Here is a 13,799-nt window from a genome sequence, read left to right on the forward strand (position 1 = left end):
GACCTCGAGGTGGTGGGAGTGGTCGGTGCGGCGTCAGCTCGCCGCGGCGGTCGGCTTCCGCGCGGACCTCCGGGCCGAGTCGGCCACGGCGTCGACGATCTCGCCCGCGCGGATCGCGACGTTCGACAGCAGGGTCGACGAGATCCCGTGGGTGTGCTCGGTCGCCCCCAGCACGAACAGACCGGCCTCGACCTGCGCGGTGGTCTCGACGCTGTAGTCGCGCCGGATGGCCAGCCGTCCGCTCCCGTCCCGGACGCAGTCGCCCGCGAGGTCGCCGAGCAGCGCGGCGGGATCGGTGGAGCGATAGCCGGTGGCGTAGACCAGCGCGTCGGCGGAGAGGGTCTCCCGAGCGCCGTCCACCAACGACTCGACGGCGACCTCGACGCCGTCGGGCCCGTCTCGCACGTCCCGGACCCGCGAGAGGTTGAGGAACCGGAGCCGTTCGGTCCCGGCGATCTTCTCGTGGTAGTGGGACCGATACAGCCGCTCGATCAGATCCGGGTCGACGACGGAGTAGTTCGTGTTCGCGTGGTAATCCAGGATCAGCCGCTTGGCGTCCTCCTCGGCGGCGAAGAAGTCGTCGACGCCCTTGGGGTCGAACACCCGGTTGGCGAAGGGACTGTCGTCGGCCGGGCTGTACCCGTAGCGCGCGAACACGGCGCAGACCTGGGCGGACGGGAAGCTGCGGTGCAGGTACTCCGCCGTCTCGGCGGCGCTCTGCCCCGCCCCCACCACGACGAACCGCGCCGGATCGGCCGAGCGGAGGCCGTCGACCCGCTGGACGAGCTCGCGGTTGTGCCACACCCGTTCACCGAGTCGGGCACCCTCGGGAAGGTGCGGTCGGAGACCGGTCGCGAGGACGACGTTCCGGGCCCGCAGTCGCTCCACCCGCCCGTCCGCGTGCGCGGCGACCACGTCGAGATACTCCGCCGGGCCGTGCGACCAGGCCGACGGGCCCCGGCTGACCTCGACGACCTCGACTCCGTAGTCGACGTCGTCCGCGACCCGGTCGGCGGCCCACTCGAGATAGTCGTGGAACTCGATCCGGGTGGGGAACGCGGTGCCGTAGTTGATGAAGTCGACCAGCCGTCCGCGACTGGCGAGGTAGGCCAGGAAACTGAAGTCGCTGGTCGGGTTCCGCAGGGTGGCGAGGTCCTTGAGGAAGGAGACCTGCATGGTCGCGTCCTCGAGGAGCATCCCGCGGTGCCAGCCGAACCGCGGCTGCCGCTCGAGGAATCGCGCCGTCAGCCCGGGCGCACCCTGTCGCTGGTTCCACTCTCGCAGCGCGATCGCGATGGCCAGGTTGGAGGGACCGAACCCCACTCCCACCACGTCGAACACCGATCCTGCGGCTTGGCCGGAGACCATGCACACTCCTGACAGCGGTTAGTCCGTCACGCTTTTGACGAGCGAAGGCTAACCTAACCCTTTGGCAGAGTATGAGGGCCAAGCGGGCCCTCCACGGGCGACATCGGACACGCTCCGACGCGGAGCGGGGGTCCGAACGAGTGAGGCGTGCGACACGTGATCGTGACTTCGGTTCCAGATCCCGCACATGGAAGGGATGGACGCGATCGACGCCGTGAGCCCGGCGGTGTCGACCGAACGGGTCGCTCGGGTTCCGCCGTCTCCTAGTCGTCGTCGACGGCGCGGCGCCGTTCGAGGAGCACGGTGTCCCGCCAGACGCCGTGGTGGCGGGCGATGCGTTCGCGGACGCCGAGGGTGCGGTAGCCGGCGGAGCGGTGCAGGGCCAGCGAGGCACGGTCCTCGGGGAAGGTCGAGGTCTGCAGCGTCCAGATCCCGGTGTCGTCCGCGGCGGTGACCTGCCTGTGCAGCAACGCCTTCCCGACGCCGCGGCCGCGGAACCCGGCGCCGACGCAGACCGCGGACTCGGCGACCCCGGCGTAGACGGGGTCGGTGGAGGCGGCGGTCAGGGCGGTCCACCCGGCGACCCGGCCGTCGACGTCCGCGACCCAGCGGTGGCCGGGAAGCCACCTGCGGTCGAGCTCGCGGCGGTCGGGGACGTCCGTCTCGAAGGTGGCGTGTCCGGTGGCGATGCCCTCGGCGTAGATGCGTCGCACGTCCGGCCAGTCGCGTGTCTCCAGGGTGCGGACGGTGACGTCTCCCGGCAGGTCGGCCGGGCAGCAGGGACGGGGGCCGAGCAGTCCCATGACGGCGTCGGCGGCGTGCGGCAGGCCGGTGCAGCAGGCGGGGTCGACCGACACCAGGGTGGCCGTGCCCTCCTTCCGCACGGTCACGAACCCGACGTCGGCGAGCTTGCGCAGGTGGTGGGAGGTGGTGGACTGACTGATCCCGAGCCGGGTGTGCAGCTCACCGACCGTCGTCTCGTGGCCTGCGACCGCCACGGCGTGCAGGAGCCGGACGCGGGTGGGGTCGGCGAGGCAGGCGAACCACTCGGCATAGGTCGCGGCATCGTCGGCGGCGAGCTGCGCCGGCGCCGGGTCGGAGACGTCCGACAGCGGCAGGACGGTCGACGACAGCGGACGAGGCGGAGCGCTCATGGCGACCAGAGTATCGACGAAGGTCGATGGTTGCATCCATCGACCCCCGTCGATACAGTCCGACCCCGAAGGATCGACGCTCATCGATGGAGGAGTCATGGCCGAGCTGCCGGTGGTGGTCGTGGGGGCGGGCCCGGTGGGGCTCGCCGCCGCGGCACACCTCGTCGAACGCGGGTCGACCCCGCTGGTCCTCGAAGCCGGGGAGCAGGCGGGAGCAGCGGTGCGACAGTGGCACCACGTACGCCTGTTCTCCCGGTGGGCCGAGCTGGTCGACCCGGCCGCGGAGAGGCTGCTCGCGTCGACGGGGTGGCAGGCCCCGGACCCGGACGGCCACCCGACCGGGCAGGAGTGGGCGACCCGCTACCTGCAGCCCCTCGCCGAGGTTCTCGGGGACCGGGTCCGCTTCGGCGCGCGCGTCGTCGGTGTGGCGCGGCGTGGTCGGGACCGGGTCGTCGACGCGGGTCGCGACCGCGTGCCGCTGACCGTGCACCTCGCGGACGAGCGGATCACCGCCCGCGCGGTCGTCGACGCCTCCGGGACCTGGAGCGGCCCGAACCCGCTGGGCGGGGACGGGCTGCCCGCGATCGGGGAGCGCGCCGCGGCCGCACGCATCGGCTACCGGGTTCCCGACCTCGACGACCCCGCCGTGCGGAGCCGGTTCGCGGGCGAGCGGATCGCGGTGGCCGGGAGCGGGCACTCGGCCCTGACCGCGCTGGTGGCGTTCGCCGAGCTCGCCGCCGCCGAGCCGGGCACGCACGTGACCTGGCTGCTGCGCCGCGGCCGGCTCGGGGACACCTTCGGCGGCGGGGACGCCGACCAGCTCCCAGCACGCGGAGCGCTGGGCCGGCGCGCCGCCGCCGCCGTCGAGGCCGGGCACGTCCGTATCGTGACCGGGTTCCGCACCCGCGCCGTCGAGGCCGCCGCGGACGGACTCGTCCTGGTCGCCGACGACGGCCGCCGCCTCGACCCGGTGGCGGAGGTCGTGGCCCTGACCGGGTTCCGTCCGGACCTGTCGTGGCTCTCGGAGGTGCGCCTGGACCTCGACCCGGTGCTGCAGGCACCCCGCGCGCTGGCGCCGCTCATCGACCCGAACGTGCATTCGTGCGGCACGGTGTCTCCGCACGGGGCGCGGGAGTTGACGCAGCCCGAGCCGGGGGTGTTCCTGGTCGGCATGAAGTCCTACGGCCGCGCGCCGACGTTCCTCGCGATGACCGGTTACGAGCAGGTCCGCTCCGTCGTCGCCGCGATCGACGGGGACCAGGCCGCGGCCGGGCGGGTCGAGCTGGTCCTCCCCGAGACCGGGGTCTGCGGGGGCGCCGGGGTGTTCGACGACCCGGCGGGCGCCGCGGACGGGGGCTGCTGTGGCGCCCCCGTCGAGCCGGTCGCGGTGGGCGTCGGGCGCCCGCAGGACTGAGCAGGTGCCGCCGGCGAGCGCCGCGTCGCTGACCGTCGGGGGTCTGCGGCGGGTACTCGTCGTGCTCTGCGCGACCAAGATCGTCAGTTGGGGTGTCCGCTACCACGCCTTCCCCGTCCTCGCGCCGTCGATCTCCGCCGACACGGGCCGGCCGGTCTCGACGGTCACGGCCGCCTTCTCGACGGGCCTCGTCGTGTCGGCGCTGGTGGGGATCTGGTCCGGGCGACTGCTGGACCGGATCGGGCCGCGGCCGGTGATGACGGTCGGCTCGGCGCTGGCCGCGCCCGCCGTCGTCGTCGGGATCGGATGGGCACCCACGCTGCCGCTGTTCTTCGCCGCGTGGGCCCTCGCCGGGGTCGCCATGGCCGGGACCCTCTATCCGCCCGCCTTCGCTGCGCTGACCCGCCGGTGGGGGCCTCGACGGGTGCGGGCGCTGACCGTGGTGACGCTGCCGGCCGGGCCCGGGCTGCTCTCGAGGTCACCGGATCCCCGCGTCGACCCGCTGCTTCGACATCCATGAAGATAGACGTGTGTCGAACTCCGTCCCGGTGCCCCTGCCGTTGCTGGTCACCTCCGCGGCCACCCACGCCGCACTCAGTGCCGACGAGGCGACCGAACTGGCCGCCGTGTTCAAGGCGCTCGGCGACCCGGTCCGGCTACGCCTGCTGTCCCTGATCGCCGCCCACGACGGCGGCGAGGCCTGCGTGTGCGACCTGACCGGCGCGTTCGAGCTGACCGGCCCCACCATCAGCCACCACCTCAAGGTCCTGCGCACCGCGGGGCTGATCACCGGGGAACGGCGGGGGACCTGGATCTACTACCGCGTCCGCCCCGCCGTCATCGGCAGGCTCGCCCACGTCCTGGTCCCCACCGACACCCCACTCGCCGGCACCTGCGCCCCCGAGGACGCCCCCGCATGACCACCGCGAACGACCCCGACGCACCCGTCGCGCAGCGACTGTCCACACTCGACCGCTTCCTGCCGGTCTGGATCCTCGCCGCCATGGCGATCGGGCTCGGCGCCGGACGACTCGTCCCCGGCCTGGGCGAAGCGCTCGACGCCATCGCCGTCGACGGCGTCTCGCTGCCCATCGCCCTCGGGCTGCTGATCATGATGTACCCGGTGCTGGCCAAGGTCCGCTACGACCGGCTGGACACCGTCACCGGGGACCGCCGCCTGCTGGCCTCCTCGCTGGTCCTCAACTGGGTGCTCGGGCCCGCGCTGATGTTCGCCCTGGCCTGGCTGATGCTCCCCGATCTGCCCGAGTACCGCACCGGCCTGATCATCGTCGGCCTGGCCCGCTGCATCGCCATGGTCGTCATCTGGAACGACCTCGCGTGTGGTGACCGCGAAGCCGCCGCCGTCCTGGTGGCGATCAACTCGGTGTTCCAGGTCGTCGCGTTGGCCGGACTCGGCTGGTTCTACCTCTCCGTGCTCCCCGGGTGGCTGGGCCTCCCCCGGGCCGACCTCGACGTCTCCGCCTGGCAGATCGCCCGGTCCGTCGTGATCTTCCTCGGGATCCCCCTGGTCGCCGGCTACCTGACCCGCCGGTTCGGGGAGAAGGCCAAGGGCCGCACGTGGTACGAGGAGAGGTTCATCCCCCGGATCGGGCCGTTCGCGCTCTACGGGCTGCTGTTCACCATCGTCGTCCTCTTCGCCCTCCAGGGCGAGGCGATCACCTCGCAACCCCTCGACGTCGCGCGGATCGCGCTGCCGCTGCTGGCCTACTTCGCGCTCATGTGGTTCGGATCCCTCGCCCTCGCGAAGGCCGTCGGTCTGGGCTACGAGCGCTCCGCCACGCTGGCGTTCACCGCCGCGGGCAACAACTTCGAGCTCGCCATCGCCGTCGCCATCGCGACCTTCGGCGTGACGTCGGGCCAGGCCCTCGCCGGCGTCGTCGGCCCACTGATCGAGGTGCCCGTGCTCGTCGGCCTGGTCTACGTCTCACTCGCCCTGCGTCGCCGCTGGTGGCCCACCCGTCACGGAGCCCGCTGATGCCCGCCGTTCCCGAGGTCCTGTTCGTCTGCGTGCACAACGCCGGCCGTTCCCAGATGGCCGCAGCGCTGCTCCGGCACCACGCCCACGGCGCGGTCGCCGTCCGCTCCGCAGGCTCCGAACCTGCCGAGACCATCAACCCCGCCGTGCGCGAGGTCATGGCCGAGATCGGCATCGACCTCACCCACGAGGTCCCCACGACGCTCACCACCGACGCCGTCGAGGCCTCGGACGTCGTCATCACCATGGGCTGCGGGGACGCCTGCCCGGTCTTCCCCGGCAAGCGCTACCTCGACTGGGCCCTCACCGACCCCGCCGGAAAGCCCGCCGACGAGGTCCGCCCGATCCGCGACGACATCGACCGCCGCGTCCGCGCGCTCCTCGCCGAGCTCGTGCCGCAGGCCGAGACCTCTCCACGCCCTGGGGCGAGCCGTTCGCCGGGACACGAGAGCGCATCGCCCGGGTCCGGGCCGCATCGGAGGGCTACGCGCGGCCCATGGAGTTCTCGCTGAGCCTGCGGCTGTTCCTGGGCGACACGGAGGACGACGCGGGGGCCGAGGCACGCTTCGTCGAGCAGCAGATCGCGGCGGCACAACGACGGCCACGCCTTCCTGCGCTCCTGGGCCGCCGATCCTGCGGGGCGGGAGGTGGGGAGATCCGGGCTCTGAACTCCGGGCCGAGGCGTCATGCGCCCAGCGCATCGTCGGCCCGCGCCGCCCGGACTTCACACCCTCGCGTCGGTGACCGAGACTGGGGGTCCCGGCGCCCGGCCCGTCTCGTGTGGACCCGGCTGCGCCGACCCCACCGGACAAGGAGTGATGTGGCCGACGAGCCCGCTGCACCGAGCCTCGCCGAGGCCGTCGAGGACTCCCCACCACCGGTCGTGCGCGGCCCGGCGTGGCTGTTCTGCCCGGGGGACCGACCGGAGCGCTACGCCAAGGCGGCCGCCGTGGCGGACATGGTGGTCCTCGACCTCGAGGACGCGGTCGGCCCGGGCGCCAAGGACGGGGCGCGGTCGGCGGTCGTCGCCGGGCTGGACGCGCTGGACCCGGCCGGTGTGCTGGTGCGGATCAACGCACCGGGGACCCCCTGGCACGACGACGACCTCGCCGCCCTGGCCGCCCGTCCGGACGTCCCGGTGATGCTGCCGATGACGGCCCGGGCCGCGGACGTCGTCGCGCTCGCGCCCCGACCCGTCGTCGCGCTCTGCGAGACCGCGGCCGGGGTGCTCGCCGCACCGGAGATCGCGGCCGCTCCGAACTGTGTCGGGATCATGTGGGGCAGCGAGGACCTGCGGGCCGACCTCGGCGGCCGCAGCGCTCGCACCGAGGCAGGCGGGTACCGGCCCGCCCTGGCCGAGGCCCGCACCCGCATCCTGTACGCGGCCCGGGCCGCCGGGGTGATGCCGGTCGACACCGTCCTGGTCGACATCGCCGACCTCGAGCGGCTGCGCACCGACACCGCGGACGCCGTCGCGGACGGCTACGCGGCCAAGGCCTGCATCCATCCCAGCCAGGTCGCGGTGGTGCGGGAGGCCTTCCGCCCGACGCCGACGGAGGTCGCCGACGCCCGGGCGGTGCTCGCCGCCGCCGACCGGCACACCGCCGGCGTCTTCGCCCTCGACGGTCGGATGGTCGACGCTCCGGTGCTCGCCCACGCCCGCGAGGTCCTCCGCCAGGCGAGCCACGCCCCCGGCTCCTGACCACGACCCGGGCGCCTCAGCTCGGGGGCTCGGTGTGCCGGGCCCGCACGAACTCCCGGAACCGGCGGGCCGCGGGCGTCGGGGTGCCGTGGGCGGCCACGATCATCCCGACCGCCCGCGAGGCCCCGCGGTCGGCGATCGCCACGTCCCGCACCCCGGGCAGCACCGCGTCCCCCGGGCGCGGCGCCGGCACGATCGCGACACCCAGCCCGGCCGCGACCAGCGAGCGCACCGTGACGAGCTCGGTGGCCTCCATGACCACCCGGGGCAACACACCCGCGGCCGCGCAGAGCCGGTCCGCGACCTGCCGCAGCCCGTACAGCCGCTCGAGCGCGACGAACTGCTCCTGAGCCAGCTCCTCCACCGCGACCGACTCCCGCTCGGCCAGCGGGTGGGCCTCGGGCACCAGCAGCCCCAGCCGCTCGTCTCCCAGCTCGGTCCACAGCAGGTCGTCACCGGCCGGGCGCGGGCTGGTGAAGGCCACGTCGAGACTGCCGGCGCGCACGCCGTCGACCACGGTGTCGGCCGCGCCGCCGCTGAGCCGGAACGCCACCCCCGGGGACTCGGCGCGATAGCCGGCGAGCAGGCCGGGCAGCAGCCAGCCGCCGAAGGAGTGCAGGAAGCCGACCGAGAGCGTGCCGCGCCCCGGATCGGCCAGCGCGGCGATCCGCTGCTCGGCCGCGGAGATCTCCGCCAGGGCCCGCAGCGCGTGCGCGCGCAGGATCTCGCCGTACTCGTTGAGCCGCAGCCGGTTGTGGGCGCGGTCGAACAGCGGCACCCCGAGCCTGCGCTCGAGCCGGGCGACCGCGCGGGACAGCGTCGACTGCGCCACGTTGAGGTGCTCGGCCGCCTCGGTGACGTGCTCCCGCTCGGCGAGCAGCGTGAACCAGCCCAGCTCCCGGATCTCCATGCTGCGATTATGCGCGACGCGCATCGTCGGTCCGCGAAGCGTTCATTTCACACGGGCGCCGGCCGCCGCGATCCTGGCTGCCGGGCGATCGCCCACCGCCTCGTCGCCGAACCCTCGTCGCCGAACCACGTCGCCGAACCCACGATGGAGTGGCCCATGAGAACGTCCGCACCACCGCCCACCACGGGGGGCCCGCTGGCCGGGCTCGTCGTCGTCAGCCTCGAGCAGGCCGTCGCGGCCCCGTTCGCGACCCGCCAGCTCGCCGACCTCGGCGCCCGCGTCATCAAGATCGAGCGCCCCGGTCGCGGCGACCTCGCCCGGCACTACGACACCACCGTGCGCGGGATGTCCAGCCACTTCGTCTGGCTCAACCGCGGCAAGGAGAGCGTCGAGCTCGACGTCCGCTCGGCCGCGGGGAACCGGACGCTGCACGAGCTGGTCGGCCGGGCCGACGTGCTGGTGCAGAACCTCGCACCCGGCGCCGCCGACCGGCTCGGCCTCGAGCCCGCCACCCTCACCGCCCGGCACCCGCGCCTGGTCGTCTGCGGTGTCTCGGGTTACGGCACGGGCGGCGAGTACGGCACCCGCAAGGCCTACGACCTGCTGATCCAGTGCGAGGCCGGGCTCGTCTCGCTCACCGGCGGGCCGGAGGAGCCTGCGAAGGTCGGGATCTCGATCGCCGACATCGCGTCGGGCATGTACGCCTACTCCGGGATCCTCACGGCGCTGCTCGACCGCGGCCGGACCGGGCGGGGGACCGCCTTCGAGGTGTCCATGCTCGAGGCGCTCGGCGAGTGGATGGGCTACGCCGAGTACTTCACCCGCTACGGCGGCACGGCGCCGCTGCGCGCGGGCGCCAGCCACGCCACCATCGCCCCGTACGGCCCGTTCACCGCGGGCGACGGCACGGTCGTGAACCTCGGGCTGCAGAACGAGCACGAGTGGGAGGCGTTCTGCCGGGTCGTGCTGCAGCAGCCCGCGCTGGCCGCGGACCCGCGCTTCGCGGGCAACGCGCAGCGGGTGGCCCGCCGCGCCGAGCTGGACGCGCTGATCGCGGAGGTCGCCGCGACCCTGACCGGGGAGGAGCTCGTCGCCCGGCTGGAGGCGGCGCCCATCGCCTACGCCCGCCAACGCACCCTGGCCGAGTTCGCCGACCACCCCCAGCTGCGCGCCCGGGAACGGTGGGCCGAGTTCGACAGCCCGGTCGGCCCGTTGGCCGGGCTCGTGCCGCCGGTGCGGCTGCCGGGCACCGACCCGGCGCTCCGCCCGGTGCCCGCGCTGGGCGAGCACACCGAGAGCGTGCTCGCCTGGCTCGACGAGATACGGGAACAGGCCGAGCAGCCGGTCCCGGCCCGGGCGCGGTGACGGCATGACGACGATCGAGATCATCGGCGTTCTCGGGCTCGCCGCCGTCTTCCTGCTGTCGGCCCTGCGGGGTCTGAACATGGGCGTGCTCGCCCTCGTCGCGGCGTTCCTCGTGGGCAGCGTCCTGGTCGGGAGCCGACCCAAGGAGGTGCTCGCCGCGTTCCCCGGCGACCTGTTCGTGGTGCTGCTCGCCGTGACGTTCCTGTTCGGGATGGCCCGGACGAACGGCACCGTCGACTGGCTGGTGCGGTCCACGGTCCGCTTGAGCGGCAACCGGATCGGGCTGGTGCCGTGGGTGCTGTTCCTGCTGACGACCGTGCTCTGCGCGGCGGGCGCCGCCTCGCCCGCGGCCGTGGCGATCGTCGCCCCGATCGGCATCACCTTCGCCGTGCGGCACGGCATCACCCCCATCTACGCGGGCCTGATGGCCGTCAACGGCGCCGCGGCGGGGAGCTTCTCCCCCACCGGGATCCTCGGCGGCATCGTGCACGGCACCTTGGCGGCCAACGGCCTGCAGGTCGACGCCGCCGCCCTGTTCGCCGGCACGTTCGCGCTCAACCTCGTGGCCGCCCTCGCCACCTGGGCGATCTTCGGACGCCGGCGCATCGCCCCGGCCCCCGACGAGGACGCCGCGCCCGGGGCGGGCCCGGCGGGCGGCGGCACGGGCCGCACGGCGACGCTCACCGCGGCCCCGGCCGCCAGCCGCCTCCAGGTGGAGCAGCTGGTCACCCTGGTCGGCCTCGCGACGCTGGTGGTGGGCACCATCGGCTTCCGCCTGGACACCGGCTTCACCGCGCTGACCATCGCCGCCGTGCTGGCGCTGATCTTCCGCGGCACCGCCAAGGAGGCGACGAGTCAGATCGCGTGGCCGGTGATCCTGCTGGTCTGCGGCATCGTCACCTACATCGGCGTGCTGGAGGACGTCGGCGTCGTCGACTCGCTGGGCGCCATGATCGTCGGGATCGGCACGCCGCTGGTCGCGGCGCTGGTGATCTGCTACATCGGCGGTGTCGTCTCGGCGTTCGCGTCCACGACGGGCATCCTCGGCGCGCTGGTCCCGCTGTCGGTGCCGTTCCTCGGCTCCGGGGCGCTCCCGGTGACCGGGGTGGTCATCGCGTTGGCCGCCGCGTCGACCATCGTGGACGCGAGCCCGTTCTCCACCAACGGCGCCCTCGTCATCGCCAACGCGCCCGACGCCCTGCGCCCGCAGACCTACCGCGCGATGCTCCTGTGGGGCCTCGGGGTCTGCCTCCTCGCGCCGGTCGCCGCCTGGCTCGCGTTCGTCGTCCTCTGACGCCGTCTCGACCCCGAAGGAGACTCATGACCGACCTCGCCACCCAGGGATCGCTCGCCGCGGCCGTCGCGGACTGGCACCCGCCGACCGTCGAGCTCACCCGCCGGGTCGATCCCTGGCCCGCCGCGGCCTTCGCCGACCTGGTCGAGACCGACCCGCCCGCCCTCGACGACGGGGCGCCGCTGCCTCCGCTGTGGCACTGGTTCCTGGTGCTGGCCCACCCGCGCACCTCGGAGATCGGCGAGGACGGCCACCCGGCCGACGGACCGTTCCTGCCGCCCATCCCGGGCAGGCGGCGCATGATCGCCGGCGGCCGGTTCACCCGGCACCGGCCCATCCCGTTCGGGTCCGTCCTGACCAGCCGGTCCGCGGTGAGCGCCGTGGTCCCGCGGTCGGGGCGGACCGGGGAGATGCTGTTCGTGACGGTGCGCAGCGAGCTCACCGTCGACGGCGATCCCGCGGTGGCGGCCGTCGAGGAGCAGGACGTGGTCTACCGCTCCGAGCCCGAGGGCACCGAGCGGCGGACCATGGCACGTCCGGAGGGCGGCCGACCGGAGCCCGCCGCCGCCTGGCGTCTGCGGCTGCCCACCGACTCGGTCCTGCTCTCCCGCTTCAGCGCGCTGACCTACAACGGCCACCGCATCCACCACGACGTCCCGTACGTCACCGCGGTGGAGGGGTACCCGGACCTGGTGATCCACGGCCCGCTGATGGCGCTGCTCGCCCTGGAGCTGCCCCGGCGCCACGCCCCGCAGGAGCAGGTCGAGAGCGTCTCCTACCGGTTGTCCCGTCCGGCCTTCGTCCCGTCCCCACTGGTCGCGACCGGCGACCGGGAGGGCGACACCGCGACGGTCGCGGTCGCCGCCGAGGGCGTCGAGCCGTCGCTGACCGCGCAGGTGCGGCTCCGCTGAGCCACGACGCACCGGGAGCCGCCCTGAGTCCGCACCGGGGCCTTCGGCCTCTCGTAGGCTCGGATCCGTGGACGCGAGCCTGACCCCCGACGACAGGGGGCGGCACGGAGGATGATCCTGCCCCCGGTGCGCGACCCCAGGATGGTCACCGTCCGCCGAGGCGGCACGCTGACCGACGCCGACCACCACCTGCTCGCGCTGTGGGCCGCGGACTGCGCCGAGCACGTCCTCCCCCTGTTCGGCTCGGACGATCCGCGGCCGCGGGCGGCGCTCGCCGCGGTGCGGGCGTGGACGCGCGGGGAACTGTCCATGTGGGACACCCGCTCGGCGGGCGGACACGCCATGGGGGCGGCCCGGGACCTGCGCGGGGCACCCCGCTTCGCCGCCTACGCGGCGGGGCAGGCGGCGTGCGTGGCGCACGTCGCCGAGCACGACCTCGGGGCCGCCGCCTACGCGATCAAGGCCGTGCGGGCGGCGTCGGGGGTGGAGGCGGGCAGGCGCGAGTGCGGGTGGCAGCGCGACAGGCTCCCCGCGCCGGTCCGGGAGCTCGTCCTCGAGGACCAGCAGCGGCGCAACGCCCTCTGCTGGTCCGTCTTCGAGTGACGGCCGGGGCCGGGAGGTGTGCCGCGGCGCTGCTCGGGAGGCCGCGCTGGACGTGGCGGTCGCCCGGCTCGACCGGGGTGCCTTCTGGGGCTCGGCGAAGGTCTCGCGTTCTGGGTTCGCGGGTGGACCGGCACCGACCAGGCCGCGATCGCTGAGGCGCGTGGTTGTTTGCACCCCAAACCTCAGATTAGTCTGCCCTCATGAAGCGAATCCTCGGAGCGGTGGCGCTCCTGCTGGTGCTGGCCGGGTGTGCCGGCACACCCGCTCCGGCCGAGCAGGCGCAGGCCCCCGCCGCCGCGTTCCCCGTCACCGTGCAACACGCACTCGGATCCACCACGATCCCCCAACAACCCACCCGGGTGTTCACCCTCGGCCCGTCCGACGCCGACGTCGTCCTCGCCCTCGGCGTGACCCCCGTCGGCATCCACAGCCGCTACGGCTTCGAACGCGGCGTCGGCCCCTGGGCCGAAGACAAACTCGGCACGGCCACCCCCACCGTGACGACCGGCCGCGTCCTGCCCCTGGAGACCATCGCCGCGGCCAAGCCCGACCTGATCATCAACGTCGCCTCCGGCGGCGACAAAGACGAATACGACACCCTCTCCCGCATCGCCCCGACCGTCGCCCTCCCCGTCGGGGCGCAGCCCTACGCACCCAAGTGGCAGGACGCGACGCGGCTGATCGCCCAAGCACTCGGCAAACCCGCAGAAGGCGACAAACTCGTCACCGACACCGAGACCTACCTCAACGGCGTCGCCGCAGCCAACCCCACCTTCCACGGCAAGACCGCCACCTACCTCGACGTCATGGCCGGCGAGGTCTACGTCGGCGGCAACCAGGCCACCGTCGTCACCACACTCAAAGAACTCGGCTTCACCGACACCCCCTACGTCGCAGCCCTACCCCCCACCGACACCCAGACACCCCTCTCCGCCGAACTCCTCCCCCAGATCGACTCCGACATCCTCGTCATCTACGGCTTCGGCGCCAACCAAACCGACACCCTCGCCTCCAACGCAGGCCTCGCCAACCTCGGCGCCGTCAAAGCCGACCACGCCTACTTCATGCCCGACCTCGCACTC

At 73.9% G+C, this 13,799-nt stretch carries 12 protein-coding genes and 2 pseudogenes; 11 read left to right on the plus strand and 3 right to left on the minus strand.

Going from position 1 to position 13,799, the window contains the following annotated elements:
* Positions 1-33 precede the first annotated feature (33 nt).
* Positions 34-1,368, minus strand: a complete 1,335-nt coding sequence (locus tag BLS43_RS28115) for a lysine N(6)-hydroxylase/L-ornithine N(5)-oxygenase family protein (RefSeq protein ID WP_093089740.1) — start codon at positions 1,366-1,368, stop codon at positions 34-36.
* Between the two features lie 263 nt (positions 1,369-1,631).
* Positions 1,632-2,522, minus strand: a complete 891-nt coding sequence (locus tag BLS43_RS28120; RefSeq protein ID WP_093089741.1) for a helix-turn-helix domain-containing GNAT family N-acetyltransferase — start codon at positions 2,520-2,522, stop codon at positions 1,632-1,634.
* A gap of 97 nt (positions 2,523-2,619) precedes the next feature.
* Here BLS43_RS28120 and BLS43_RS28125 point away from each other — a divergent pair, with 97 nt between their 5' ends.
* From BLS43_RS28125 to BLS43_RS28150, 6 genes and pseudogenes are all read left to right on the plus strand, one after another.
* Positions 2,620-3,936, plus strand: a complete 1,317-nt coding sequence (locus tag BLS43_RS28125) for an NAD(P)-binding domain-containing protein (protein WP_093089742.1) — start codon at positions 2,620-2,622, stop codon at positions 3,934-3,936.
* 4 nt (positions 3,937-3,940) lie between these two features.
* Positions 3,941-4,396: pseudogene (locus tag BLS43_RS28130) on the plus strand (MFS transporter); the annotation flags it as partial.
* A gap of 70 nt (positions 4,397-4,466) precedes the next feature.
* A complete protein-coding gene (locus BLS43_RS28135; protein WP_093089743.1) occupies positions 4,467-4,856 on the plus strand; it encodes an ArsR/SmtB family transcription factor in 390 nt (129 codons plus the stop codon).
* Positions 4,853-5,932, plus strand: a complete 1,080-nt coding sequence (arsB, locus tag BLS43_RS28140; protein ID WP_093089744.1) for an ACR3 family arsenite efflux transporter — start codon at positions 4,853-4,855, stop codon at positions 5,930-5,932. Before BLS43_RS28135 ends, arsB begins: the two co-directional genes overlap by 4 nt.
* A pseudogene (locus BLS43_RS28145) lies at positions 5,932-6,336 on the plus strand (arsenate reductase ArsC); the annotation flags it as partial. The gene arsB and the pseudogene BLS43_RS28145, both read left to right, overlap by 1 nt.
* Before the next feature lie 416 nt (positions 6,337-6,752).
* Complete coding sequence (locus tag BLS43_RS28150; protein ID WP_245707894.1) at positions 6,753-7,634, plus strand: HpcH/HpaI aldolase/citrate lyase family protein; 882 nt, start codon at positions 6,753-6,755, stop codon at positions 7,632-7,634.
* A 16-nt stretch (positions 7,635-7,650) separates the two neighbouring features.
* Here the strand turns inward: BLS43_RS28150 and BLS43_RS28155 are convergent, their stop codons facing one another.
* Entirely contained in the window at positions 7,651-8,544 is an 894-nt protein-coding gene (locus BLS43_RS28155) for a LysR family transcriptional regulator (protein ID WP_093089747.1), read from the minus strand.
* Between the two features lie 156 nt (positions 8,545-8,700).
* On the opposite strand from BLS43_RS28155, the gene BLS43_RS28160 reads away from it, so the two are divergent.
* The 5 genes from BLS43_RS28160 to BLS43_RS28180 all read left to right on the plus strand — a co-directional run.
* Entirely contained in the window at positions 8,701-9,909 is a 1,209-nt protein-coding gene (locus BLS43_RS28160; RefSeq protein WP_093089748.1) for a CaiB/BaiF CoA transferase family protein, read from the plus strand.
* Between the two features lie 4 nt (positions 9,910-9,913).
* Positions 9,914-11,203 (plus strand): SLC13 family permease, encoded by a 1,290-nt coding sequence (locus BLS43_RS28165; RefSeq protein ID WP_093089749.1) that lies wholly within the window; start codon positions 9,914-9,916, stop codon positions 11,201-11,203.
* Between the two features lie 26 nt (positions 11,204-11,229).
* Positions 11,230-12,114, plus strand: a complete 885-nt coding sequence (locus tag BLS43_RS28170; RefSeq protein WP_093089750.1) for an HTD2 family dehydratase — start codon at positions 11,230-11,232, stop codon at positions 12,112-12,114.
* 126 nt (positions 12,115-12,240) lie between these two features.
* Positions 12,241-12,717, plus strand: coding sequence for a putative immunity protein (locus tag BLS43_RS28175; RefSeq protein ID WP_245707895.1), 477 nt, complete (start codon positions 12,241-12,243; stop codon positions 12,715-12,717).
* Between the two features lie 200 nt (positions 12,718-12,917).
* Positions 12,918-13,799, plus strand: an 882-nt coding sequence (locus BLS43_RS28180; protein ID WP_093089752.1) for an iron-siderophore ABC transporter substrate-binding protein, incomplete at its 3' end; no start/stop codon positions are given.

The organism is Pseudonocardia oroxyli (assembly GCF_900102195.1).
Lineage (GTDB): Bacteria > Actinomycetota > Actinomycetes > Mycobacteriales > Pseudonocardiaceae > Pseudonocardia > Pseudonocardia oroxyli.

What these genes read in the sequence shown, in the direction of transcription:
- arsB (WP_093089744.1), top strand. Translation starts at nt 4,853, where the DNA reads ATGACCACCGCGAACGACCCCGACGCACCCGTCGCGCAGCGACTGTCC.
- BLS43_RS28125 (WP_093089742.1), top strand. Translation starts at nt 2,620, where the DNA reads ATGGCCGAGCTGCCGGTGGTGGTCGTGGGGGCGGGCCCGGTGGGGCTC.
- BLS43_RS28165 (WP_093089749.1), top strand. Translation starts at nt 9,914, where the DNA reads ATGACGACGATCGAGATCATCGGCGTTCTCGGGCTCGCCGCCGTCTTC.
- BLS43_RS28170 (WP_093089750.1), top strand. Translation starts at nt 11,230, where the DNA reads ATGACCGACCTCGCCACCCAGGGATCGCTCGCCGCGGCCGTCGCGGAC.
- BLS43_RS28160 (WP_093089748.1), top strand. Translation starts at nt 8,701, where the DNA reads ATGAGAACGTCCGCACCACCGCCCACCACGGGGGGCCCGCTGGCCGGG.
- BLS43_RS28155 (WP_093089747.1), bottom strand. Translation starts at nt 8,544, where the DNA reads ATGGAGATCCGGGAGCTGGGCTGGTTCACGCTGCTCGCCGAGCGGGAG.
- BLS43_RS28115 (WP_093089740.1), bottom strand. Translation starts at nt 1,368, where the DNA reads ATGGTCTCCGGCCAAGCCGCAGGATCGGTGTTCGACGTGGTGGGAGTG.
- BLS43_RS28120 (WP_093089741.1), bottom strand. Translation starts at nt 2,522, where the DNA reads ATGAGCGCTCCGCCTCGTCCGCTGTCGTCGACCGTCCTGCCGCTGTCG.